Here is a 23,859-nt window from a genome sequence, read left to right on the forward strand (position 1 = left end):
AGGCAAAGCCATAGTTGAGCGCGGAATCGAACCCGCCAGACTCGGCACGCAGGGTAGCGATCTGTGCGGCCAGAGCGGTGTCCGCGGTGGTCCGCGCCGTGGTCTCGTTGCCGATCGCTGCGGTGTTCGATGCCGTGTTAGCGGCCACAGTGGCGAGGCTCTGACTCAGTGCCGAGTCAGCATTGGCCCGGGTTGTCGCCTCCGCCTGGATAGCGGCAGCGTTGTTGCCGGCCGAAGCCGTTACGGTCTCGATCTTCTGGGTAAGCGAGTCATCGGCTGACTGCCGGGCCTGCGCCTCACTGGTGATCGCCGCCCCGCGCGCCTGGGCCTCGGACAGCAGGCCCTGCGCGCGCGCTGCGGCTTCGTCGCTGATAGCCTGGGTCCGCGCCTGGGTTTCGGCGGCAATCGCCTGGTTGCGGTCCACGACCTCTGCCGCGATGGCCTGCGCACGAGCCACTGCCTCAGCAGCAAGACGCTGGGCGACGGAGCCTGTCTGGGTAGGCGGGCCAGAGATCAGGGAGATCTCTTCCCGCAGAGCGGGATACAGCGCGCCATTGCTGATCTTGTCCTTGAAGTACTCCTCGTATTCGGATTGGTTGCTGCTGGACTGTCCGTTTACGCCAACGCCTGCCGGGTACCAGGGGCCGATATTTCCAGAGCGATCCACCAAGCGCGCCCAGTAGAAGAACGAAACGCCAGCGGCCAAGCCGTGGATCTCGTGCTCTGCCTGAGGGTAGGCAAAGTCACCAAGCTTGATAGCGCCGTCGCGGCTGGTGGTCGCGCTCTGCCAAATTTCGGTGCGTTCAGTGTCCTCGGCGCCGGCTGGGAAACCCCAAGACAGGGCAGTTCCGTATACCAGGGGCGTCGTAGTGAGGTATGCAACGGCGGGCGGCAACCCCTCCTTACCTTTCAACTGAGTGAGCGTGGAGTCGCGCCAAGTCGAAGTAATATCGAAAGAGCTAACTGCCCGCACTCGGGCCAAGTAGGCGCCGCCGTAGATACCCACGACGTCTACAGATGCGGCACCGGTGCGCTGCACACGAACCCAGTTGCCGTTGTCTTTACGCCACTCGACGTCATAGGCCACGGCACCCTGCACTGCAGGCCAGGAGATGGTCATGGTGCTGACCGCGATACCCTGGTCCACGGCATAGGCCGAGGTCAAGGTCACGCTGGCCGGCAGCTGCACGGTGGTGACCGGGATGACGCTGATCGGGCGCTCGTCCAGCTTGGCCCCGGTGTCGATCGCCGCGAACTTGCTCGGATTGAACTCAAGCGCGGTGATCTCGTACTCGCCTTCCTGGGTGCGTGTGGTCTTCAAAACTCGGAACAGCTGGACCGCCAAGTCGTCGTAGTCAATCGCCCACTGCAGCTCGGGCTCAGGCTGAACGCCATACGCGGTGGTAACCGTCACTGCGCGACCGGCGACGGACTGTACCGTGCGTGCCTGGGCGGTGCCGTTCGGCAGATTCAAAATCAGGCGATCGCCGGCCTTGATCGGCGTATCGCGATCAAGGGTGACTACACGGCCAGCTGCCGCCGAGATCCGGCCACCATTCGGGCGTCCTGCCACCAGCTCGTCAGCCACAGGGATGACGTAGCCAGGCAGCGGGATGCGGCCTTCCATACCAGTCTTGAATGTGACGGTGCGGTCCTGGCTGTTGCTCAACAGTGCCCACTTGCCGCGACGCTGAGCTTCGGATGCACGGGTGCAACCGATGGCCGAGATCTCGATGGGTCGGTCGCGGTACCGGAGCTGCAGCGCCAAGTCGGTGACAGGGATAACGTCGGTGTCGTAGTTGTTGGCCGGGTTGTCGTAGCTGACCAGGGCCCGGCTGTAGTGCGTATTGCGCTCGGCGCCGCCGTACACGAACTCGCCGTCAATTACGTTGGCCCGCGTGAACACGTAGTCGATGTCCTGCGCGCGCGGCATGTCTGCTTGCATGAACAACGAGCCGTGAGCCCAGTACACCATGCCCCGGTAAATGGCCGACAGATCGCGCAGCAGGGTCCAGGCCTCGGCGCGGCCCTGCAGGTTCATGTCGCACAGGTAGCGCGGCTCCTGCCCGCCTACACCGTTCGGCACCAGCTGGTCACAGTACTGGGCGATGCGGTACATCTCCCACTTGTCGACCATCCACGACTTGATGCGCTTGCCCAGGCCAAAGCGGTCTTCCACGCAGATGCCATAGGTGGCGAACGCCGGGTTGTTGGTCCAGGCCTGTTTGAAGGTGCCATCCCACACTCCGGTGTAGGTGCGTGTCACTGGGTCGTAGTTGGTCGGCACGGGCCAGCGCTTGGCCTTGCACTTTACCGTCACGGCCGGGATGTTCTGGAACTGTTGCGCGTCGAACTCGATGTAGAGCAGAGCCGTGTTTGGGTAGCGCAGCTTCTCGTCGATGATCTCGGTGTAGCCGGCAATGGTCATCGTGTCGGCCACAGTGCCGCTGTTGGCATTCGGGGTGATTCGACGCACACGCATCATCCAACCGGACGCTGCCGCCGGCAAATTCACCCGCACCGAGCGCTGGTACCCGTTTGTAGTTTTGCCGTCCACCGCCCCCAGGTGAGCCTCGACGTACGCCCCGCCATCGGTGGCAATGTCGATGGCGTACTCGATGCGGTAGCCATTGGTGTTGCCGCTGCTGTCCTGCTGGGCCAGGCGCGGCCAGGACATACGCACGCGCACGGCCGACAGCTGGATGTTGCTCAGCGCCCGGGTGAACGGGTTGTCGCTGCGCAGTTCGACGTTGACGGTGGTCTCGCTCTCCACCGACGGAATGCCCTGGATATAGTCCTGCTCAACGGAGCCAGGGCGCCACTCCCACTTCACACCCGGGAAGTTCACGTTGCCGCTGGCGTCCATGATCGGCGTATTGTCGAGGTAGATATCACGATCGGTCGGTGTGCCGTCGAACTCGCCCTCGCCCACGGCCAACAGGATCTTTGCGATGTTCGTCGACTGCAGGCTGTCAGGGGCCTCGACGGGCGTCTTCGGTTTGCTCCCACCACCCTTGCCGCCGGTGATGTCCAGGTGATCTGTCGGGCCCATGCTTTCCTCCGGGCAACAAAAAACCGCCCGGAGGCGGTCTGTACGCTGAATCGGCCCTAGGCCTTGTCCTGTGCCTCAATGGAGGCAGAGATGATCGCGCCACCCCAACGGCGCTCGCCGATACAGATCGGGACAGGGTTACCGCTGGCGGTGGTGTTCTTAGCGCTGCCGAAGGCGTAACTTGGTAAGTTCTCAGTGGCAGCGCTCTGAGACAAACCTTGGGCCTGCGGGCTGAGCATCTGAACCACTCCACCAAGCGTCATGGAAAGGCCAGCATAAAATGCGGATGGGCCCAGCCATATGGCAGATACCATCAAAGCAATGCCAATGATGGTTTGAAGAACTCCACCGCGCTTGCTGCCGTGGACAACCGGCACTACACGAACCTCCTGAGTGCCGCGCAGGTTCATTTCGTCCAGGCCAATGTTCTTTCGGTTACGGAAGATGGCGAAGCGCAATCCCAACCCATCAAGCCGTCTAATTTCCTCCTCGAATCCGTGTAACGTAGCCTTCAGAGCCTTGAAGGCCTCCCAGGCCTCGCCGCTGTCAAGCTGTCGACGATGAGTTCGCCCGAACTTCTGCGCCAAGGATCCGGATAGCTTGATAATGGTCATTGGTTGATAACTGGCTGCTGTGGTTGCCATGCTTCCTCCAGGCATTAAAAAACCGCCCTAGGGCGGTTTGTGGTGATCAATCAAAGACATGACCTGACGGCGCGCTCCACAGCGGAACGACCCGGCATGGCCGACCAAGGCATGCGCTGTCGAAGAGCAACTGAACTGCCGGTCGACGTTTTGGTGATATCAAGAAGCTCGTCTGCCATGCTGCTATTCGACACCCATAGGCGGTAACCGTTTTCGGTTTCCACCATTGAGGACTCCGTCCTGGCAGCCTGCCACTTAGGGAAAACGCACAAAGCATACTGTTTTGGGTTTTTCTTCGTTACCGCGCTAATCGAAGGATCGTTGCCTTCCAAATCTGCGGTCGTCACGCACCCTGCTAGTAACGCCAGAGTAGCGCCAATGATTCCCGACCTAAAACTAATTGGCATGAGAATGCGCCTCCCCTAGCTCTTGGCCGCACTTCGGGCTTTCAAACAGTTGGAGTACCAACTGTTCTCAAAATCAGTGGCTGCCTTCTGCTTGTACTCTGGGGAGCCGTATGCAGGCGAATCGTATGCCTGCTCAATCATCAGTGCGCCCAAGTCGTTCATAGCCTCATCGGAAACCTTGGCCTCCATTAACTTCGACATGGCAACGCCATTCTGACGCGAAGTCATAACCGTGTTTGCCAATTTCGACAATCCGCCACAAAACTCTAGCGTCTCCTGCGATGGTCTCGCCGCAAAAGATGCCGTCGACACCAACGACATTGCGATAATTGATCCAACCACGAACGATTTACGCATTGCTACCCCTCCATGTGAGCGAAGGCAATCTAACATTATCAGCGCCATCACCAAAACCCCGGGCAGACGGGGCTTGAGAGATGCTCAAAGCGAACGGAGTTCGGTAAACGCCTTCGCTACGCAATACGGGATCACTGCGCAAGCCAGCCCCATTGCTGCCGACGCCGCCTCTTGTGGCGCGCCATTGGCTAAGTACATACCGCCGAACCCAACAACAGCACCAATTAGCGACATGATAATGGTGACGATCCACATGAACTTGGCCACTGATATACCTTCCTTTGCTGTGTTTCGGTCAAAGCGCGATGCCTGAGACCTTGGTCAACCGGCGAATCTACTGACACCGCAGATTGGTGTCAATTTGGCATCAACCGCTCCTGTCCACCCATCCACCCTGGACGGAAAGCCAGTACGTGGAATGGGCCCGCGCGTAGTAGCGTTGTGCCTCTAACGCAAGGAGCAACCGATGGCACAAGTAGCAGATCACACAAATCAGTACCTTCGCCAAGTAGATAGCCCTGACGAAGAGCACTGGACCCACGTTTATGAAATCGGCGAAGACGTTCCTGTGTCGGGCATCTATCGCTGCTATAACTGTGGAGATGAAATCACTTCCAACAAAGGCGATCCCTTCCCGCCGCAAAACAAGACCCAACATCCAAAGCACGACAAACCCATCCTTTGGCAGCTCGTGGTGATGACCCAAACACAGGGTCCGGACCTTCGCTGATAACCGCCCCGGTCCGTTGCCTGAAAGCCCATGGACTGGGGAATGATGACCTAGGAGGTCAATGTGCAAGACGAAAACGGGAAAATCGCTCAGCTTAAAGCTGAGTTGAGTAGCCTGAAGGATGAATTCGAAGCATTGAAGGCCGGCAACGCAGCAGCTCTCGCCTCAATTTCAGCGGCCCTACGTGAAATCCCAGGCTACTCACCAAAGGTCATGGAGCAGATGCTTACCCATACCCTTAAGCATGGATGGCCGCTTACGAACATCCCGAACAACGAAGTAACGGAGACAGCGTTTTCCGCTCCGCTTCGATTCCTGCTGAATGATCAGCAAGAGGCGCGCTCGTTCTTCCGCGGGAAGTGATTCCAGGGAAGGTCATCGTTCCTTTTCGTAAATCGATACGCAAGCCATGAACCGAAACCAGCACGAACGGATCATGGCTTTCCTTTGTGGCCTGCTGCATCTCACTCTCTCCTGCGGCCAAGCCGCTTCATTCTGCGTCCCGATGACGCAACACGAGGCGCGCCCGGTCGAGCCAGGGCCCGCCGAACACGACGATTTCTGATGGCCTGCCCAACAGATGGTGCAGCATGAATGGGCCTGGACCGAACACCTGGGCCTGCTCGCCGGGTAACTGGGAATTGCCATCCAGGTAGATGCCGGCGTGGTTCGGATGCGCGGTGCGCCCCACGGCCATGACGATCATGTCGCCGCGTTGCGGCTGGCTGACCTGGTAGAACCCGGCGGCCTCGTAGGCCTGCTCGTAAAGGCTCGGGCCGTCTGCCTGCTCCCACCATCCTTCCTCCCGGGCATAGACCGGAAACTCCAGGCCCCACTCCCGCTTGTACCAGTCGGCGCAGACTTGCCAGCAGTCCCATGCGCCGTGCACGAACGGCCGCCCCAGCAGCGGCGTGTGTCCGGTCGGGGTGATGCTCCGCAGATCGCCCTCCGGCCACGACAGGATGTACCAGGGCAGACCCGTGGCTTCGCACATGGCAAGGTCGCGTGGCGACGGCTTGCTAGTTGCGTCCGGGTGGGAGTGCACGATGCCGATTACCTCGCCCTGGTCTTCCGCTTCAGCATACTGCTCCGGCGAAATCCGGAACTCTTCTGCAGGGTCGGCGGCGGCGTTTTCACACGGCATATACCTGTGGGAGCGGCCAACAGCGATGATCAGTCCGCAGCACTCGCGCGGGTACTCCGCCGCAGCTTGCGCTTGCACGGCGGCGAGGATGTGTTTGCGCATGGTCAGCTCCGTGCGATGAGGGAAACAGCCGGGAAGCCACCAAAGCTATTCGGGTTGCCTTCACCGAACCGCACAACACAGCCCGAATCCAAACACCCATTACACTGGTCCTTGGCCGGGTCATCCGTGGGGCTGCCGTCGAGGTCGAAGTAAGGGCCGGTATATCCGCAGTTGGGGCCGCGGTAGCCGGCGGTCATTGCCCAGTGGCAAAGCTGGGTCATCTGCCGGCCGATCGTCTCCCCGCCGACATCACCGGGGCTGGCCAGCTCCCAGGCCACCGTCTTGCCGTTCTCCGACACCTTCTGATCGATGTACCAGACCTCAATGGCTTCCTCGGTTGGGTCGGCCTCCGGGCTGCCTTCCGGAAAGTTCACCGCATCCAAGTAACGCGCCATCGTGTGGCGCATGGTGAGCTTGAACTCGAGCAGGTTGTCGAACGCCAGGCAAAGCGCTGTGATTCTGCCGTTGACGTTGCCAACGGTCAGCGTGGGCCGCACAGCGGTACCGTCCGAGTTTGCCTCTATGCCATCGATCTGCATCGGCCAGGCGCCGTACTCATTGCCCTGCCACCAAATCGACTTGGCGGGCAACTGGTCGGCGTTCGCACCTGCTGCCGCAAGCTCCTCGGAGGTGTGCGGTATCGCGTGCCCGTGGAAGCGCAGTATGTCGGCGCCAAAGTCCGAGCCATCCAACTCGAACAGCAGCACTTCGCTGCCAGGCTCCAGAGTCTGGATGTCTTTTATCAGCGACATACTCGCTCCCTATGGGTGGAAAGCCCGCTCGAAGGTGGCGGAGACCTTGAATCGACCGCCACCCACAGGGGTGGGCTTGGGGTTTGCGCAGGTGAACAGGCCCAGATCGCCGAGCGGCGTAGACCAAAGGAAGGCCTTGGCGCCGCCGTGCCGGTCGAAGAACTCCATGATCTTGCGGACCTGGGCCTTCGTGCCGGTCACGCTGATCGGGTAGCTGTCCTCCTTGTTGTTGGGGCCGTCGCCCACCACCTGCCGGTACCCGCCGCCGAACTTCGACTCACGGACCCGATAGGTGATATCGGGCGTTTCGCCACGCTGGGTTGGCCAGCTGAACGTCTCGATGGCCATCAGCGCCCTCCTTTTGTGTTTCGGTAGCTCACGCCGCCAGGCCGCCACGAGTCGGCAACAGCCTTCTCGGCAGCGAGTTGCATCTGCTTCTGCATGTTCTGCTGCAGTAGCGTTTGGTCGAGTTCCATGCCTTCGTCGCTACGATCCGCGACGGCCACGTTGACCGGTGCCGACACGCTGATCATCGTTCCCGAGCTGCTTGTCGCTGTGAGGGTTGGACTGGGTCCAGAGCCTAGCGGGGTGATCGTCCCGCCCTGATCGCCCATCATCAGATAGGTCTTCCCTCCCTGACTCAGCAGTTCCGGCCCCAGCTCGTTGACCTGATAAAGCGAGTTTGCTGCCACCGGTCCACCACCTGCGCGCTGACCAGAGACGAAGTTGTCCATGATCTCAGGGGCGTAGCCTGCCTGTGTCGAACCGGCGGAAGTCGTTCCACCGCCGAACCAGGCAGAGGCTGCCGTCGCGCCCCAGCTCACCAAGCTGCCCAATAGGCCCGAAGCCGCGCGCTGTGTCTCAATTCTCACCATGTCCGCCAGTATCGACTTGGTGAAGTCCGCGAACGAGAACTTGCCGGTCATGGCGAAGTTCACGACTGCATCCTCCATTGAGGTGAATGCGTTCGTGAAAAGAGATTTCGTCTGCCCGGCAACATCCCGCGCCTGGTCCAGGTAGTTCTGGAAAGCAGAGGAGGCGCCTTTGCGCCAGTCGCCTTGGGCAGCCGAGATTTTGTCGTAGTTATCCACGACAGTGTCGCGGTACTCTTCCTCGGCTTTGCTCAGGATCGCCAGGTCGCGCTGGTAGTCATCCTCGCTGTACTTGTCCGGCGCGGTGCGGCGGCGATCAAGAAGCTTGGCACGCTCATCATTAAATCGATCAGTTGCTCCGTCCAGGTCGCGCTGCAGGCCAGCCTGCCGATCTCCTAGACCAATGGCAGCCGCAGAACGGTCACCGCTAGTCGAAAGCGCAGCGCGCTGGCGTTCAAGCTGATCCACATAGGCCTGGGTAGCGGCGGCCTGCTTGGCCAGCCGGCCCTGCTCATTGGTCGCCAGCACCGCCAGTTCGGTGTCGGCGTCCTTCTGGGCCTTGACCATAGCAGCGCGGGCATCGGCGATCTTCTGGTCCAGTTGTATGCGCTGCTGGGCGCTGGTAGTGCTCTTGCCTTTCGCATCCTCCAGTGCCTTGATCTCGGCCTCGTAAGCGAAGGTGACGTCGCCCTTCTGCTGCTCGATTATCGCTGCGCGCTGGGAGGCATAGGACTCCTGGGAGATAAGCCCCGCCTTCTGCGCCGCGTCCAGTTCTTTCTGGTGGTTCTTGTACTCGGCCAAGATTGCGCTCAGCGCGTTCTTCTGGTCGTTGAACCCGGAAAGGTCGACCGACGCAGTTCGCCCAGCAGGATCCTTGAACTGTTTGGCGATATCGGCCTGCACCCGAGCGATGTTCTCGGGCTTCAGCCGATCATCATTCGGGTTGACCTTGCGGATCGCATCAAGAGACTTGTTGTACTCCTTGAGAGCATCCGCGCGCTTCTCGGCGTTGGTCCTTGCGGACTTCTCCAGAGCGTCGATCTTGCCGATGGCCAGGATAGCCGCCTGCTGCCGCTGGCTATCCAGTTCCCGGGCCTTGGCAATCGCCTGCTGTGTGTCTCGCTGCTGGATGAGAGCCTTGAGTTCAAGGTTGGCATCCGTCAGCTTTTGCTTAGCTGCGGTGTCGTCAGGATCGCCGTTCACCGCGCTCTGCGCCGCAGCCACGCGTTGTTGCGTCTCTACGATGCGACTCGCGATATCCTGGTCCCGGCCAATGTTCTTGACTGAATCTACGGTTGCAGCCACCTCACCACGCAGCGCTTTCCAGCCGCGCTCCCAGATGGACAGGTTCTCGGTGACCTCTTTGCTCCGGTTCTTGATGGTATCGACATAGGTGTCGGTGAGCAGCTTGGCAGCCCCGATGGTGTCGCCCTGCTCCTTAAGGGCTACGATCTGCGAGTAGGTCGCAGCGGTGAGGAAGTTGTACTGCTCGTTGAGGTCCCTGGCAGCAGCCACCGGGTCCTTGCCGATCTTCACGAACTCGGCGACGGTGTCCTCGACTGCTTTGCCGGTTGCCGATCGCCACTCCAATGCGGCCTCGGTGATCTCGACGAAGCTGCCAGAGGCTACCTTGCCGCTGCTGGCTAGCTGGGTGAGCACCTCTGCTGCAGCGCCAGTGGTGCCGACAGTTGCCGCTACCTCACGGGCCATGCCGGAAAGTCGATCCGATGTTGTGCCGGCGGCATTGCCGGTGGTGATCAGCGCTTTCTCAAACCTGACCGCCTCTTCGCTGCCCGAGTAATAGGCATAGCCGAGCACGCCCACCGCTGCAGCTGCGACGGTGAACGGGTTCACCAGGCCCAAGACGTAGCCGCCGAGCGCTTGCACAGCCGGCCCAATACCGCCGAACATGTCCTTTAGCTGCCCGCCCTGTTGCAGCAGGACAGTCAGCGGGGCCTGGCCGCCCTGCAGGGATACCACGATGTCGGTGAACTGTGCCGGCACGCCCCGCAGAGCAGCAGCGGTGGCCTTTGCCGACATCCCAGTTTTGTTCAGTGCTACATCGGCACCGCCCAAGGCTGTGCGGGCCTGGTCGATCTTCGCCTGGTACTCGCCGAAGGTCTCCGCATCGAGCGCGCCACTGGTGCGAAAGCCCTTCAGCTTCTGCTCCATCTGGTCCAGCCGGCTCATGGCCGCGACGGTAGGGTCGATCTTGCCCAGCAGATCTTCAAGCGCCTGGCCTTCTTCCCGATGCGCGCCGGCGGCCTTCTTCGCCGCCTCCGCCTGGCGCTCTTCTGTGGCGATGAGGGCCTGGGCCCGGCTGTTGATGGCTGCCTGGCGGCTGGCACTGTCGGACAGAACGGCGTTCGCCTGGGCGGTTACCTCGGCGCTCTGCTCGGTTGCCCGGTTGAGCGATTGAACGTACTGGCTGGCCTCCAGCGAGGCCTTGGCCACGGCCAGAATCCTGGCTTGCTGCTCGTCGGCGGATTCGGCGGCGCGCCGGCCAGCCTGGGCGCCGGCATCAGTGGCGCTGGTGAGCGCCTCCTGCACCTTGCCCGCCTGAGCGGCCTCGGCCCGGAAAGCTCCCATGTTCGCCGCGGCGCTGCTGAATGCCGTGGAAGCGCTGGTAACGGCGCGTCCCACGGTGGCCATCTGCTGCGCCAACTCTGTCTGCTTGGCGTTGAGCGCCTGCAGCTCCTGCACGATCTGCCGGGTGTCACCCTGCAGGCTGCCCAGGGCAGTCTCCCAGGCGCGACCGGTTCGCCCGGCCGACTCCTCGCTACGCTTGCCAGCGTCCGTCAGCTGATCGAGGTTGTCCTTGGCTTCGACGGCATCACCGGAGTCGATCTGAAGGCCGAGAGAGGCAATGGTGGTCATGATCTACTCCATCGATTCGGCCATGACGGCCAAGGCCTCAACCTCCATGACGCGGAGATCGGGGAAAATGTCGTTGAGGTCGCGGCGCTTGATGCCGAGCATTGAGGCGGTTGCAGGAATGGCGGTGTAGTCCAGGCCGGATGGGCCGCCCGAAGCCACCCGCCACTGCGTGCCCAGCGCATCGAACAGGCGGAACGCAGGCCAGGCATCCGGCAAGACCTCCACTACCTCCTCCTCGATGTCATCAAGTGTCAGCCCCAGCGCCGCCAGCTGTTCGGCGGACGGACCACGCTCGTAGCAGGCCCGGGCCGCCGCCTTCAGTTTCCCAAGCGGGCCGGGCTGTAGGCAGCCTGGTAGGCATCAATGACCGCCTTCGGAGCGCCGGTGCAGGTGCGCACCAGGTCAACGATGGCCTCGGCGCTGAACTCGTCCTCCAGGTCCCAGCCTGTGACGATATCGCCCAACTGCTCGGCCTGCAGGACGATTTCACCGGTGGTGACCTCCTCCCAAGTCGCCCCGTCCTTCTGGGCCTTTTCCGCCCAGGCATCGCGAGCCTTGTTCCAGCGGTCGAACATTGCGGACAGGGCCACGCGGTCCATGTAGCGGAACTGGAATTCGACCGGCGCCGGCTCGGCGCCAATTCGCGGAACCTGCACCACGGCAGCGAAAGTGGGATTCTGCGCGATCTTGATCTTCGCCATGAGGGCTCCTTACGCGCCGGCCAGGATGCGAACGGGACGGCCCGACAGTGCGATGCTGATGGTGCGCGTCATGAGGCTGTTCCGATCCATGGTCGGGGTGGTGGTGATGCTCACATAGCCTGGGTAGAGGATCTGGTCGCCACCCGGCAGTTTGAGTCGCACCACCACGAGCTCCTTGCTGTCACCGTAGTTTTCGACCAGGGCGACGTAGGCTGCGCTCGGCTGGTCTTCGACGGTGATCGACAGCGTGATCGGGTTGCGGTTGGTCGGGAACTGGCGATCGTCGTCATCCTCCAGATACCCCACGGTGAGGTACTGCTGCTCACCGCCGGCCGAAGTGAACGCAGTCACCTTAGAAATCTGCGCCCAAGCAGTGACAGGGAGCACCGAGCCTACGCCGGCGCCAGGGGTGTACTTGTCCACGTTGGTGGTGTTGAGGCCTTTCAAGGCGAACGTGTCGGCGGCCACGTTTGCGGCGCTGACGGCACGGTCGGCGATGAGTGCCCAACCGGAGCTGACCAGCAGGACATCGCCATTCTCAATGTCGTGACCGGCAGCGGTGGCCACCGGTGGCAAGGCATTGGTCAGAGCGGTGAAGGCGACAGCGGCGCCAAAAATGCTGGCGATTTCCAGCACAGAGCCGTTCGGCAGCGGAAATTTTGCGGCCATGAAGTGTTTCCTCGTTGTTGCCCGCCGGGCGGCGGTTGGTTATGCCCCAGCGGGCGGTTGGTCCGCGACACCGCGGTAGGTGAAGCTGGCCGGGACCGTGTAGGTCGCCGACTCGGTGATGGTCGGGCCCTGGTCAATTGGTTCGGTGACCAGGCCCTCGAAGCCGTTGCGGCTGAGTTCCGAGTCCACCCGAAAGAGACTCGAAAGCTCTCCTACCAGGGTCTCGGCGGCTGCCAGAGGCTGGCCCGCCGGGCAAACGATGCTGACCTGGTAGACTCCGGTGTACTCGTAGGCCTCGCCGCCCAGGTAGCGACATGTGGTGCCCGCCGGCAGCTGGAAAGCCTGCAGGTAGGTTTCACCTGGTTGAGCTTCGAAGGCCTGCTCGAAGTTCGCGACCCGTATCGGGCGCGCCGTGGCCCAGGCCATCAGCTTGATCTCGATAGCCTGTCTGGCACGTGCTTGGCTCATACGCGGTTGTTCCTGATGGCTTCGTCGACGATGCGTTGGAAGTTTGCGAGCGTGACCCGGACCATGCCGGCCGGAGCCTGCGACGAATGCCCGTACTCGAGGGGGATGGCATGCGGCAGGTTATTCACGATGTACGCCGTCTGGCCGATGGTCAGCGCCTGCACTTGGGTGATGAGCGCAGTAATGGCCTCGCTGCCCGACGGATCGATGCGGTCGAGTTCTTCGGTCGCCGGCGAGTCAATGGAGAACTGCCAGTTGCCCCGGAACCGCCCGCCTACGTAGCCCTGGCCCGCGACCAGGCCGTTCACAGCGAAGTTCTGCTCACGCTCGGTCTTAGTCAGGGGCTTGGCGTACTTCACGCCTTTACGCAGCCTGCCGGCCTTGGTGAAGTTGTCCTGGTTCAGGTTGATCAAGGTGTTGCGTACCGCGACCTTGAAGTCGTAGTCATCGGCGGCCTTGTTGGCCTTGGCCCGGTGAGCCACGTTGGCCGCCCATAGTTCCGGGTTGCCTACCGGTGACATGCGGATGACGCTGCTGCCGATCTCGATCACGATTTCGCGGAAGGTCGCGTCCAGGGCTTGCTCCGCCTGTTCTGCGAAGGCCCGTATGGCCTCAGCGAACCCGCCCTGCTGCCCGCCGTATCGCTGGGCCATGTGTGAGCCGCGCGCCATGTCACTTCCTCAGCTGAATGGTCCAGGTAGCCTGAGCCGGGTCCTCGGAAACGTTGAGCACGCGGTACCCGCTCACCTGGTCACCGATCTTGGGGGCAGCTGGAACATCGGTAGCGGCACCGGCCTGCCCCTCGAAAATCTCGTTCTGGAGCACCAGCAGCTTCACATCCTCGGTTTGGATGCGGGTCCCGTCGATCTCCTTGGCCAGATAGCTGCCAAACACGCCGCGGCCGGCGTAGTAGATGGTTGACGCCGGCACCGTGCCGCCGATCTCGGGGTCATATCCGCCCTTTACGATACGGCTCCCAGCAACGGGCTTCACCGCATCGGCCAGGCCATCTGGATCGTCGAACGCTTCCGCCAGCTCGGCCTGTAGTTCTTCGCGCATGCCCATGGGTCAGATCCTCTTGAGCATCACGGTGCCAGTGCGCCTGATCCACGGGGCGATAAGGTCAAGGGCGAAGTTCTCGCCAGCAGAGCGATCGACAGATCCCGCGACGTAGGTCTTGCTGGTCGAAGTGCCAGCCTGGGCCGACACCGTCTTGCTCTGCACCTCGCGCTGGGTGTCCTTGTAGAGCTTGCCGGCCGCAGCCAGCTTGGCCACTTGCGCGCCGGCAGTCACGATGGCATCCGGCACCGGATCTGGCACCGTCCGCTTGATCTTGGCTGTCAGCCAGGCGTTGGCCATGGCCACGGCGAGGACTGCATCACCGGTGCCCGCCCAGTCCGGACCGAGCTTCTGATCAACATCAGCGACGGTGATGAAGTCGGTCATGGCTTATTCCTTCGAAGGGATGAGGGCCTGCAGGTCGGGCTTGTTGAGGCCGGCCTCGAAGGTGATGCCTTGGGCCGTCAGCCAGGCCTTCAGCTGCGGGACCTTCATTTTGTACGGGTCGGTTTCATCGTCGCCACCGTCCTCTTCCTCGATCGCCTTGTCGATTTCCACTTGGCTGCTGACCGGGGCATAGCCGTTCGGCGGGTAGGCCGAGGCCTTATAACCCTCCGCCACCCATTGGGCGATGGTCGGGCCGTCCAGGCGCAGCCCTTCATCAATCTCGCTGACGCTGATGCCCTGGCGCTGGTACGCCTCGCCGATGTGCGGAGCATCGCCCTGCACGGATACCGAGGTAGCGCCGTCGATGACGCCAAAGAACTGATCCAGGCGGCGATAACAGGTGCCGCGCTCGGTGCCCGGGGTGTTGGTGTAGATGACTTTCATGCTGATCTCCTGCGCAGGGCGCCAGGTCGGCGCCCCGCATCATGGGTCAAGGGGTGGCGGTGCCGCTGATGACCGCGGCGAACGGAACCTGCTTGCGGTCGAATACGCGCTTCCAGTTTGCTGCTGCAGCGTACTGGGCGGCGGTCGGGCTGAGGTTGCGGTTCTCGCTGCCCTGCCAGCTGAAGCCAGCCGGCTGCAGGATGAAGGTCTTGCGCTCCCACAGCACCTCCGCGCCGCCGCCGTTGCCGCCACCAGGCTTGCGCTCCAGTTCGACCGGCTTGGTCGGATCACCTTCGCCGTAGCCGAAAGCGCCCTGGCCGAAGAACAACGACAGGTACTGGCCAGGCGCGTACGTCAGGGCGTCGTCCATGAACACCGGCTTGCCCAGATAGGTCGCCAGGATGATCTTGCCCTGCGAGTCACGCAGGTACTCGATCATGTCCTGCTTCACCATTTGGTTCATGACGACTGAGTGCACACCGATGGCGGCGAACATGTCGGCGGCGTCGCCGGCGGTGAAAGCGGCGTCCTGGAAGGCGTTTGCGCTGATCGAAGCGCCCGAGTCCTTAACCATGTCGCCGCCGTTCTGGGCGATGTTGGCCGCGATGATGCCGCGGCCGGCGCCCATCAGGTAGCGCTGCCACTGGCGGGTCCAGTAGGTGCCGAAGCGGTTGCGGATGTGCTGCATAGGCTCGGAATTGGCCAGTTCGGCTGCCAGGTCGGAGACACCGTAACCTTTGTTGAGGTACAGGGTTCGGGCACGCATGCTGCCCTGCTCAGCTTTGCCGACAGCGCCTTGGTCGTCAGGATCATCGTTGGAGATGTTTGGCGCCTCGTCGGCGTCGAGATCCTGCCAGTAGCTGATCTCGGAAGTACCTTGGCCATTCTTTGCGATATCGTCCAGGGTAGCCGAGCGGGTGATGATGCCCGACTCGAAGACGGCGGTCTTCTCTGGAGAGTTCACCGGCTCTAGGGTGCCGTAGTAGTCGGAAACGAAGATGTCCGACAGTTGGGTGGTTGGCATGAGTTAGGTTCCTCGGGTGGCTTGGAGTTTTTTGAATGCTTCGGGGTTGTCACGAGCCATCGCTGCGCGCTCGGTCTCGGTGTACTCACCCCACTTCTTCGTGGCCTTGCCACCGTTGTCGCCGGTCTGCCCGGCACCCTGGGCCCTTGGCCACAGGTGGGAAGCGGTTTCGCGGAGCGATTCCGCCCATTCGAGGGGAGACAGCGGGGTCTTGCCGTCCTTCCCGTACACGACTTCGCCAGCACGGTCGGTGGCAACGGGCTCGCCGTCTTCGCTCAGTTTGAAGGTGCCGCGGGCGCGGAGGATGATGTCCTCGGTAGCCTCAGGCAGCGCGCCGGCCTTGATGGCGGCAGCGCGGATGGAGTCAGCCAGTACCTTGTCGCTGTACTTGGCGGCGAAGGCTTCGGCCTTGTCCGCACGCTCGTTGGCGGCCTTGACCTGTTTGTCCAGGTCGGTGCGCAGGCGCTCAGTGCGGCGGCTGATCACTTCGTCCAGCTTGCCCTCGGCGATCAGCTTGGTCTCTTCGTCCTGGCCGGCCTTTGCCAGCAGGCCCTTGACCGCTTCGATATCCAGGCCGTCGAACTGGCCTTTCAACTTGTCCAGTTCAGCCTTGATGGTCTTGTTGGAGCCGATCAGCTCGGTGTTTTTGGACTTGAGGCCCGAGACCTCGCCGTCCAGGAATTTCTGCACCTCGCCGCCCAGCGCTGCCTTCAGCGCGGCAGTTTGGGTTTCGTCGAGGGTGAGGCCGTGGGCGGCCGGGTCGAAGTCAAAAGGCATGTGACTATCCCCTGGGGACTGAGTAGGCCCGCCTGGCGGGCAGAAGAAGGCCCCGCAATGCGAGGCCGTAGTTCGCACCACGAAATCGTGGCTAGGTGTTTTGTGGCGCGGGTCAGTTAAGACCGGCCCTCTCGAACGCCAACGGCTCCAGCTCCTTGAGCTGATCGAGCGTCAGTGGCTTGAAGTTCTTGTCCAGCTGCAGCGAGGCGAAGCGCTCAGCCGTGAGACCGCCGTCTCGGAACAGCTTAGCGCGCACCGGTCCCAGCGCGACATCCTGAAACGCCGCTGGCTGCGTTTGAAGCCACTGGTAGTAATTGAGGCTGGCTGACACCTGCGCGCCGCCAGATGCGCCCACAGACGCGCGCGTGGCGCCCTTCGCGAACGCTGCTGACAGCTTGGTGATGGGCGTGATGGTCGTGCGGCAGTTGATGTGGAACGGCGGCACCGGCCCCTTCCCTATCTCGAACTCACGCCCGTCCAGGCTCTTGCACTGCTGGCTGGTCTTCCGGTCGAGGGTGGCCACGATGCGGTAGCCCGGAACGAGTTCGGCGTTAGCGGCGAGCGTCTCCATGCGTGCCGTCGCGGACACGTGCTGCACGGCGGTGTGCACAACCGACCTGGCGTTGCGGTTACTGACCGCCAGCACGCCATCGGTGAAGTTCTGCGCGGCAGTACCCCGAATGGCCTGGGTGATCTCTGCGTTGGTCTGACCTTGCACCACGCCAAGGCGGATGGCATTGGTCACCCGGGTAGACTCAGTGCGCGTCCAGCCGCTCAGGAACGGCTTCAGCAGCGTACCGCCGTCGATTCCTGCCACCTGAAGGGGCTGCGTATTGATCGCGGCCCGGATCAGCGAGTCGGTCGGCATGATGGCATTGATGAGCAGTGCCTTGGACAGGCTCCGGCTTTCGAAAGCGGCCAGGTACAGCGCGATGTCCACCAAGTCTGCCTGCATGCGATCGCCAAACGCTTGGTAGATGCCCAGCAGCTTGCCGCCAACTCGACCCAGGAACTCCTCAAGCCGGGTTCGGCTGTAGGTCGTGAGCTCCTTTCGGGTCAGCTGTTCGCGCACTTGGGTATCCATCTGGCGCAGCACCGTCTCGAACTTCTTGACCTCACCCGCTTTAAGCCGCTCCAGCAGCACCGCGTGCCGACTGACCTGCTCCAGCAGCATCTCGTCCGCCGTTTGCGTCGGTTTCGTCGCCATCGTCTTTGTCCAGGTTGATGCCGGCCGACTCACGCTCGTCGCTAATCAGTCCGGCCTCTTCGTCGTAGGCCCGCTCGGGTAGCTTGCCGGTGGTGAGGTACTGCCAGTAGGTCTCGGCGCTGATCGTGCCGGCCATGACGCTCTTCTGCAGCTCGGCCAGCACCTGGGCGTTCACCTCTGGGATCACGAACTCCGGCTTGACCGTGAAGACCACTTCGTCAGGATTAAAGCCTGTCCACTCTGCGGCGTACCGCAGGGCCTGCTCAATCGCGGCTGCCGCGGTGATGACGATGCTGTGGAGCGTCGCGTGCTGGTCATTCTGCCGGGTCTTGCGAGCCTCGCCCGACTCCGTGCCAGAGACGTCCATGACCTTGGCGCCAGCCTCAAGGGCAGCGTTCTTCTGGTCTTCCATAGCTGTGCGGACGGCTTCGATTCCGGCGCCCTGGAACTCTAGATAGCCGCATTGACCGTTCGGCCCGAGATCCCAGGCTGCGGAAGGACCGGTCACGCTGAGTTCCACGCTCTCGTCCAGCCCTGACACCCACGGCTGCGGATGACTGGTCTGGTGCAGCGCCGTGAAGTAGTCGGCACTGAGCTGGTACGACTTCAGCGCGGCCCGGGCCATGGTAAGCAGCGGGATCTCATCCACATCCGGAGAGTTGTCGGTGGACCCGCAGTAGATGACCGGGATGTAGTCCAGGCCGCGCACTAGTTTGTTGTTGCCGTCGACGGCGCCCAGTGGGCGGTCGTCCTCGATCAGCTCACCGGCCTCGTTGCGCACGCCTGTGCGGCAGACCGCGCCGTCCATGTAGAACTCGCGATAGACCGTCTCGCACTCGTGACTGTAGCGATCCTGCTCCTTGCGTCGGAACTCGCGGAACACCGACAGCACTAGGTCCTGGCGACCACCTTGGTCGGCGGTGTCCCAGTTGATGGCGTTGCGCACCGCATATGTGGCGAAATACGGCTGGCCCTTGTCATCGATGTTGACCACCAGCGGCACCCGGCCGTGGGAAATGGCCTGGCGCACTATCCGAAGGAACAGCTGGGTCAGGCCGAAGCCATCTGCCGTGGCGTTGTCCTCCAGGCCCTTCAGGCCCGATGGCAGCTTAACCTCGGGGATCAGCCGCGAGACCAGCCCCATCATCGAGCGCAGCGAATCGCGCACCCAGTGTTCGTACTGGGCCCGGTCGGTGTAGTTACGGTAGAGGTACGCATTGCCCTGGCCGTCCAGCTTCTCAGCCTCGACCATACCGCTGGGCTTGGGCAGGTTGCGCGGGCTGCGCTTAATGGCGCCCTCACCCTCCAGGGCGTCGTCCATCATCCGCCACTCTTCGATGTGAGCGTCGTAGTCAGGGTTGGTGGATTGAACAGGCATTACGCCAAACCTCCGATGCGGCGGGTGCCGGCGGACTGAGTCTTGATCGGGAACCGCTTGGCGATGAAGTAGCCCGCAGCGTCGTTCATGTGGTCGTGCCCCTTCTTGGGGTCCTTGTCCGGCTCGCCCTTGTCGGTGTACGTCTGCCGTTCCAGGCACTGGGTGAGCTGCGGGCATTGGTCGATGTTGACCTTCAGGCGCCGCTCCCCATAGGTATTGAGGAACATGGCGTTTACCGCGTTGATCCGGTCCTTCACGCCGGGGTTCTGTGAATCGACCACCACGGTGAAGCCGGCCTTCTTGAGCAGTGACAGGTCCGACTCACTGGCGTTCTTGCTGCTGGTGTTCTGTCCGCTGGCGTCTGGGTACACAGATACGCTGTGCCCCGAGAAACGCACCTTGATCTTCTCGATCATCTCGGGCGTATCCCGCACTGAGTGGAACTCGTCCAGCGCCAACGGCAGACCGTCCCGGACCACGTACACGACCGCGGCCATCTTCATGACGTTGAAGTCCATGCCGATGTGCACAGCCTCGCCTGGCTTGATGCGCTCGCTGGTGCGGCACTCGGCCCGGTCGAAGGTGTAGTACACCACCCCGGCGTAGTTCTCGAATCCGGCCTCGTATTCCTGTCGGAACGTGCGCGGGTCCATCTTGCGGCGGGCAGCGTCCAGCTCATCGGCAGGGACGTTGCCGCCCTGCAGCGAGGTGTACTGCCAGCTCTTGTGGTCAGGCTCACCGCCTGGCTGCCCGTCGCGGTATGTGTCGTAGCAGTGGTTGAAGCCCTTCGGGGTGCCGATCCGCAGCGCATGCCCGCCCTTTCTCGACTCCCCGGTCTGGGGAATCGTGTACTGGCAGGTCGAGAGCATTGGCCTGAGTACCTCTTCCCAGGCTGCCCATGGGCAGTCCGCCCACTCGTCCACCAATACAAAGAACAGGCCGGAGCCACGCAGGTTGTCGTAGTTGTCCAGGCCGACCACGCGCATGATGTGCCCGGATTTGAGGGTAATCGAGCACTCGGTCTCGTTTGGTCGAGCTGCGCGCCAGGCTTCCGGGATGGCCTGCTTCAGCCGGCGCCAGAAGACCCGCTTGGCCTGCTTGAACGTCGGCGCGCCATACCAAATCTCGTCCTCGACGCTCACACCCCACTCCGCAGCTAACCGAGCCGCGCGGCGCATCTCTGCCTTGCCGAGGAAGGTCTTGCCGAATCGACGCCCACACACCGCATCGCGGAAGCGCGCCTCAGGCTGAAAGCCCCAGACATAGATGTTTGCCTGCTTCGGCGTCAACTTCACCGGCGGGTCATAGGTACGGGGTAGTCGGGACACCTTCGTCTGGCTCCAGCTTGTACTCAGCAACGGCGTGCTGCTGGTCCGCCTGGGAGTCCAGGGGCTTGTCTGGTTCGATCTTGCGGTTGACGTACATGTCGCCGCATTCCTTGGCCGCCTGCTCGTACAGTTGAGCGCTAAGGGCAATGTTGCGCATGCCCTCTGCTTTGTCGGCCATGCGATTGAGACCACGCAAGCGGTAGGCCTTGTTGGCAATGGGGATATCGGTAATGTCCTCGCGGAAGCGCTTACGAGTCTCCTCGAATAGCTGCTTCCACTTGGCCGCAAGCCCCTTGCCGGACACCTTGGTCGGGTCATGCGATTCGATCTGTTGCCGCGTGATGGCCAGGCCGAATTCCTTTTGGACCGACTCGGCCACCCGGGACGGCGTATCGAAACAGGCCAAGGCCTGAATTACGAAGACCTTCACCTCACTTGATAGGGCTGCCATAGGCGTTCATCCGTCCAAACCTGTCCAAAATCAGGCCGACTTCAGTAGACAGGTTCCGCAGGCCCTCGAAATGTTGATCTTGGCCACCTCAGGCGGCCGGCTCGCAGCGTCGATCAGCTGCTGTACGTCGTGCCCGGCACCGTAGCGGCGAACCACGCCGACGAACTCCTCCACATCGTGGCCACGGAGCGTCAGGCTGGGCAACCCATCCTGGGTGAACTTGGGCGCGCCGTACTGATCGAGCTTCTGGGCGATGTGATAAAGCTCGTGCTCGACCAGAGCGCAGAACTCGGTGTCGGAGCACTGGGAGCAGTAATCCGCAGCCAGGGTGATGACGAAGCCCGGCACCTCGCCGAACCAGTCGATCATTTGCTGCTCTTGCCGTGCCTTCTGCCATCCGCCAGCGCGGAACATCACCGACTCTGCCTGGCCCACTACGGTTCGCCCCTGCTTCTCGAAGCAGGCTGAGGCCCACAGGAAGCGCAGCGGCGCGTCGATCAGGTGAGCATGGTCATGGTTATGCAGCTCGCCACCATCGCTGAGGATCGCTGCCTGCACCCATTCGCCAATCTCGGGCGCTGGCTGAAGCCTGGTGCCGAGCACCGATAAGTCGGTCAGCTCAAGGAGGTCAGCCGGAGGAACTGGCCTTTCCATGCTGGTCAATCCTCATAGTCCGAACCTTGCCGCCGGTGTAGATATCCCGCTTCATCGCGGCACGGACCGCCTCTTCGGCACTCGCGCCCATGTCCATTGCTGCCAGGGCATAGGCCGAGCCGCTGCCGATCGCGTCAGGGTTGGCCGGATCGAGGTCCTGCCGCCATACGCCGGCCTTGTCGTCATGGCCCACCATCTGCAGCCTGCCGCCATCCACCACGTAGCCCGAGCACTCGACCGGAACTGGCGATGGCGTGCCGAAGTAGGCCGCAATCAGGGCCTTCTCGTCGCACACGGCACCGGACAGGAAGAAGCTGACGCCATCCACGACGGTGAGCTTTTGGCAGTCATCGGAAACAATGGAGCCGCTGCGGGTCTGGCGGGAGTCGTAGGCGATCACGCCGTCCTTGTAGGCGATGGTGGTCATGCACCCTGCTCCAGTCGCTGGCCAGAGATCACCTCACCCAGGCTAAGCCCGTGGCGGGTGCGGATGGACTCAATGCCGTCAGCTTGATCCCTTGCCACCATCGCGTCAGCAACCAGGTCGGCCTGCTGGCCACTGGCGAACTCGCCGATTGCGGAAGAGGACGCGCCACAGCATCCGCCTTCCGATACTTGCTCGGTCGCGAATCGAGTGACGATGTAACGGGTGACTGGACGAACTCGGTACTCGGTCTTCATGGGTTATCTCCGGCCTGCGCACAGGCTGAGTGATGACGCGCCACAGGTCGGCGCATTGGGAACTTGTGGCGCCCTACCCCGGCTGGAGCACATGGCCGCGCCTGGCGACCGCGTACAGGACGATCCCCAGCTTGAGGATCACACCGTACAGGGTGGGCACATGGCCGTTCATGGCCAGGACGAAGGCGCCGAACGCACCGATGGCCACCAGGTAGAACGCGACGGCCAGCAGTGGCGCATCCATCGGCTTGATCCGCCGCAGGTAGTCGCACGCAGCGATCACCACCAGCACGCTCAGGAAGGCATTGGCGCCGATCAGGACTGAAATCAGGGTCGAGCTCATCAGGTAGCTCCCTTGGCTCCGAACTGACCCACGAGCGACTTCAGCACCGGGATGATGTTCATTGCCAGAAGGCCTATCAGAAAGGCCACGCCGTATTGGGTTTCTCCGCCAGCTTCAAGCTTGAAGAAACTGATTGCCAGCGGGGTGCAGAAAACTGCCGAGGTGAAACCGGTGAAGAAGGCGGCGACAGCCTGGCCACGGGTGAGGCCGCGCAGGAAAGTCAGCGAGAGGATCGCTCCCGCGAAGCCGCCAATGATCACGCCGTACTTCACCAGCAGGACGCCGGCAGTCGTGCTTGCTGGTTCGGCCATGAGTGGTTCCTAGAAGAAAAGGCCCGGAGGGGAGGCCCTATTGAGGGGCCGGGCAAACGTGCGGAGCAGCACTTAACGAATCGAATTTGGAGCGGGCAGAGGGAATCGAACCCTTCTCTGCTCAGCTTGGAAGGCTGGCGGCAAACCTTCTGCTTGCCCGCTTTGCGTGGGTCTCTCCCCACCTGTCCGCCGAAGACCATTGCAGCGCTGGCACCCCAATGCACCAGTCTCGCCGGTCCGGTCACGCGCCACCATGAAAGCATGTGAGGTCAGGGTGCGCGGGCTGCCGGTGTTTTTCCGTATCACCACACTACTGGCTAGCAGTGTCCAGGCTGTCCCGTTAGGGCCTGCCCTGGCTGCAGTTGCGTTTCTTGCGCGCACAAAAAAGCCCAGCTCAATGGCTGGGCCTCATGTGCAGCGCTGATTCAATAGTGACGGCAGAGAAATTCGATGAACGTCTCAACCTCCGGATTGAAGTCCTGGAGACTTATGATCGTAGCCCCACGCTCAAGTGCTTTTTCCGAAAGAAGTGCATTTCCCAATCTCTTTTCTGCAGTGATTACTGCGAAACAGATGGCATGGGACAGTAGCAGCCGATCTGTATGGTGTTTAGGAAAGCCCGTGGCTCTCTCCGGCCCCAACTGGCCTGCGGTCTCAGTCAAGAAGTGGCTCTGATCCAGATCAGCCAGCAGGCCTTGGTCGAACCCATACGAGTCGCCAGCCTCTGCAAAGCCAAAGTAGCCCCGCTCTTCCACAGCCTCGCTAGTGACTACCCTCTTGATCCATTCCTTCTTAGCTTGCTTGTCGTCCACGTCAGGGATTGCGTCAATTTCTGCGAGCACCTCACCAGTGACCCAGAACTCATAACCAGCACTTTGGATATTGGCTGGTTCGATGCCAAGCTCATAGAGCGCGTCGAATGCACAGTTGTCGATGAAGATTGGCTTAGCCATGCTGACTTCCGCCTAAATGGGATGCCAAGGCTAACAAAAAACCCGGCGCATTGGCCGGGTTCTTTTCGTCAATCATCAACACATGCA

Annotated in this window: 29 protein-coding genes, 1 tRNA gene and 1 pseudogene; 2 read left to right on the plus strand and 29 right to left on the minus strand. The window is 62.1% G+C overall.

Features of this window, described 5'->3' with window-relative positions:
• Positions 1–597 precede the first annotated feature (597 nt).
• The 4 genes and pseudogenes from D8767_RS29705 to D8767_RS18445 form a co-directional block, all read right to left on the minus strand.
• Positions 598–3,052 (minus strand): annotated as a pseudogene (locus tag D8767_RS29705) (host specificity protein J); the annotation flags it as partial.
• Positions 3,053–3,108: 56 nt separating this feature from the next.
• Positions 3,109–3,696 (minus strand): tail assembly protein, encoded by a 588-nt coding sequence (locus D8767_RS18430; protein ID WP_060709063.1) that lies wholly within the window; start codon positions 3,694–3,696, stop codon positions 3,109–3,111.
• A 422-nt stretch (positions 3,697–4,118) separates the two neighbouring features.
• Positions 4,119–4,460: a hypothetical protein gene (locus tag D8767_RS18440; protein WP_121757624.1), complete on the minus strand. Its 342-nt coding sequence runs from the start codon at positions 4,458–4,460 to the stop codon at positions 4,119–4,121.
• 84 nt (positions 4,461–4,544) lie between these two features.
• Positions 4,545–4,727 carry a hypothetical protein gene (locus tag D8767_RS18445; RefSeq protein ID WP_121757623.1) on the minus strand — a complete coding sequence of 61 codons (183 nt, stop codon included), beginning with the start codon at positions 4,725–4,727 and terminating at the stop codon, positions 4,545–4,547.
• 199 nt (positions 4,728–4,926) lie between these two features.
• On the opposite strand from D8767_RS18445, the gene D8767_RS18450 reads away from it, so the two are divergent.
• Positions 4,927–5,190: a protein L gene (locus tag D8767_RS18450; protein ID WP_121757622.1), complete on the plus strand. Its 264-nt coding sequence runs from the start codon at positions 4,927–4,929 to the stop codon at positions 5,188–5,190.
• Positions 5,191–5,253: 63 nt separating this feature from the next.
• Entirely contained in the window at positions 5,254–5,553 is a 300-nt protein-coding gene (locus D8767_RS18455) for a hypothetical protein (protein WP_075804364.1), read from the plus strand.
• A gap of 127 nt (positions 5,554–5,680) precedes the next feature.
• On the opposite strand, the gene D8767_RS18460 is transcribed toward D8767_RS18455, so the two are convergent.
• The 25 genes from D8767_RS18460 to D8767_RS18580 form a co-directional block, all read right to left on the minus strand.
• A complete protein-coding gene (locus D8767_RS18460; protein ID WP_121757621.1) occupies positions 5,681–6,436 on the minus strand; it encodes a C40 family peptidase in 756 nt (251 codons plus the stop codon).
• 2 nt (positions 6,437–6,438) lie between these two features.
• A complete protein-coding gene (locus D8767_RS18465) occupies positions 6,439–7,188 on the minus strand; it encodes a phage minor tail protein L (protein WP_121757620.1) in 750 nt (249 codons plus the stop codon).
• Positions 7,189–7,197: 9 nt separating this feature from the next.
• Entirely contained in the window at positions 7,198–7,536 is a 339-nt protein-coding gene (locus D8767_RS18470; protein ID WP_121757619.1) for a phage tail protein, read from the minus strand.
• Positions 7,536–10,937 (minus strand): phage tail tape measure protein, encoded by a 3,402-nt coding sequence (locus D8767_RS18475; RefSeq protein WP_121757618.1) that lies wholly within the window; start codon positions 10,935–10,937, stop codon positions 7,536–7,538. Before D8767_RS18475 ends, D8767_RS18470 begins: the two co-directional genes overlap by 1 nt.
• 3 nt (positions 10,938–10,940) lie before the next feature.
• Entirely contained in the window at positions 10,941–11,258 is a 318-nt protein-coding gene (locus D8767_RS18480) for a DUF1799 domain-containing protein (RefSeq protein ID WP_372237807.1), read from the minus strand.
• Entirely contained in the window at positions 11,255–11,638 is a 384-nt protein-coding gene (locus tag D8767_RS18485) for a phage tail assembly chaperone (protein ID WP_121757616.1), read from the minus strand. Before D8767_RS18485 ends, D8767_RS18480 begins: the two co-directional genes overlap by 4 nt.
• A gap of 9 nt (positions 11,639–11,647) precedes the next feature.
• A complete protein-coding gene (locus D8767_RS18490) occupies positions 11,648–12,307 on the minus strand; it encodes a phage tail protein (RefSeq protein WP_121757615.1) in 660 nt (219 codons plus the stop codon).
• 39 nt (positions 12,308–12,346) lie between these two features.
• A complete protein-coding gene (locus tag D8767_RS18495; RefSeq protein ID WP_100413940.1) occupies positions 12,347–12,775 on the minus strand; it encodes a phage tail terminator-like protein in 429 nt (142 codons plus the stop codon).
• Positions 12,772–13,446 (minus strand): hypothetical protein, encoded by a 675-nt coding sequence (locus D8767_RS18500; RefSeq protein WP_121757614.1) that lies wholly within the window; start codon positions 13,444–13,446, stop codon positions 12,772–12,774. The genes D8767_RS18495 and D8767_RS18500 overlap by 4 nt, the downstream gene beginning before the upstream one ends.
• Position 13,447: 1 nt before the next feature.
• Positions 13,448–13,840 carry a hypothetical protein gene (locus D8767_RS18505; RefSeq protein WP_054573900.1) on the minus strand — a complete coding sequence of 131 codons (393 nt, stop codon included), beginning with the start codon at positions 13,838–13,840 and terminating at the stop codon, positions 13,448–13,450.
• 3 nt (positions 13,841–13,843) lie between these two features.
• Positions 13,844–14,221, minus strand: coding sequence for a hypothetical protein (locus D8767_RS18510; RefSeq protein ID WP_054573901.1), 378 nt, complete (start codon positions 14,219–14,221; stop codon positions 13,844–13,846).
• Between the two features lie 3 nt (positions 14,222–14,224).
• A complete protein-coding gene (locus tag D8767_RS18515) occupies positions 14,225–14,665 on the minus strand; it encodes a HeH/LEM domain-containing protein (RefSeq protein ID WP_054573902.1) in 441 nt (146 codons plus the stop codon).
• Between the two features lie 46 nt (positions 14,666–14,711).
• Positions 14,712–15,689 (minus strand): major capsid protein, encoded by a 978-nt coding sequence (locus D8767_RS18520; RefSeq protein ID WP_054573903.1) that lies wholly within the window; start codon positions 15,687–15,689, stop codon positions 14,712–14,714.
• 3 nt (positions 15,690–15,692) lie between these two features.
• On the minus strand, positions 15,693–16,466 hold the full coding sequence (locus tag D8767_RS18525; protein ID WP_054573904.1) for a hypothetical protein: 774 nt from the start codon (positions 16,464–16,466) through the stop codon (positions 15,693–15,695).
• Positions 16,467–16,578: 112 nt separating this feature from the next.
• Positions 16,579–17,673, minus strand: coding sequence for a minor capsid protein (locus D8767_RS18530; protein ID WP_232889642.1), 1,095 nt, complete (start codon positions 17,671–17,673; stop codon positions 16,579–16,581).
• On the minus strand, positions 17,591–19,051 hold the full coding sequence (locus D8767_RS18535) for a DUF4055 domain-containing protein (RefSeq protein ID WP_121757613.1): 1,461 nt from the start codon (positions 19,049–19,051) through the stop codon (positions 17,591–17,593). The genes D8767_RS18530 and D8767_RS18535 overlap by 83 nt, the downstream gene beginning before the upstream one ends.
• Positions 19,051–20,379 carry a terminase gene (locus tag D8767_RS18540; protein ID WP_121757612.1) on the minus strand — a complete coding sequence of 443 codons (1,329 nt, stop codon included), beginning with the start codon at positions 20,377–20,379 and terminating at the stop codon, positions 19,051–19,053. The genes D8767_RS18535 and D8767_RS18540 overlap by 1 nt, the downstream gene beginning before the upstream one ends.
• Positions 20,354–20,830, minus strand: a complete 477-nt coding sequence (locus D8767_RS18545) for a DUF2280 domain-containing protein (protein WP_121757611.1) — start codon at positions 20,828–20,830, stop codon at positions 20,354–20,356. Before D8767_RS18545 ends, D8767_RS18540 begins: the two co-directional genes overlap by 26 nt.
• Positions 20,831–20,860: 30 nt before the next feature.
• The gene (locus D8767_RS18550) at positions 20,861–21,484 is read right to left on the minus strand and encodes a putative metallopeptidase (RefSeq protein WP_121757610.1); all 624 of its coding nucleotides are present in this window, start codon (positions 21,482–21,484) and stop codon (positions 20,861–20,863) included.
• On the minus strand, positions 21,459–21,911 hold the full coding sequence (locus tag D8767_RS18555) for a proteasome subunit beta (protein ID WP_122048350.1): 453 nt from the start codon (positions 21,909–21,911) through the stop codon (positions 21,459–21,461). Before D8767_RS18555 ends, D8767_RS18550 begins: the two co-directional genes overlap by 26 nt.
• Positions 21,908–22,165: a hypothetical protein gene (locus tag D8767_RS18560; protein ID WP_121757609.1), complete on the minus strand. Its 258-nt coding sequence runs from the start codon at positions 22,163–22,165 to the stop codon at positions 21,908–21,910. Before D8767_RS18560 ends, D8767_RS18555 begins: the two co-directional genes overlap by 4 nt.
• A 73-nt stretch (positions 22,166–22,238) precedes the next feature.
• Positions 22,239–22,508 carry a hypothetical protein gene (locus D8767_RS18565; protein ID WP_121757608.1) on the minus strand — a complete coding sequence of 90 codons (270 nt, stop codon included), beginning with the start codon at positions 22,506–22,508 and terminating at the stop codon, positions 22,239–22,241.
• Entirely contained in the window at positions 22,508–22,819 is a 312-nt protein-coding gene (locus D8767_RS18570) for a hypothetical protein (protein WP_064314657.1), read from the minus strand. The genes D8767_RS18565 and D8767_RS18570 overlap by 1 nt, the downstream gene beginning before the upstream one ends.
• Before the next feature lie 87 nt (positions 22,820–22,906).
• Positions 22,907–22,980: transfer RNA gene (locus D8767_RS18575), tRNA-Gly, on the minus strand.
• 264 nt (positions 22,981–23,244) lie between these two features.
• Positions 23,245–23,772, minus strand: coding sequence for a hypothetical protein (locus D8767_RS18580; RefSeq protein ID WP_121757607.1), 528 nt, complete (start codon positions 23,770–23,772; stop codon positions 23,245–23,247).
• Positions 23,773–23,859: the final 87 nt, after the last annotated feature.

Origin of the sequence: Pseudomonas sp. LTGT-11-2Z, from assembly GCF_003691445.1 — a bacterium.
Classification (GTDB): domain Bacteria; phylum Pseudomonadota; class Gammaproteobacteria; order Pseudomonadales; family Pseudomonadaceae; genus Aquipseudomonas; species Aquipseudomonas monteilii.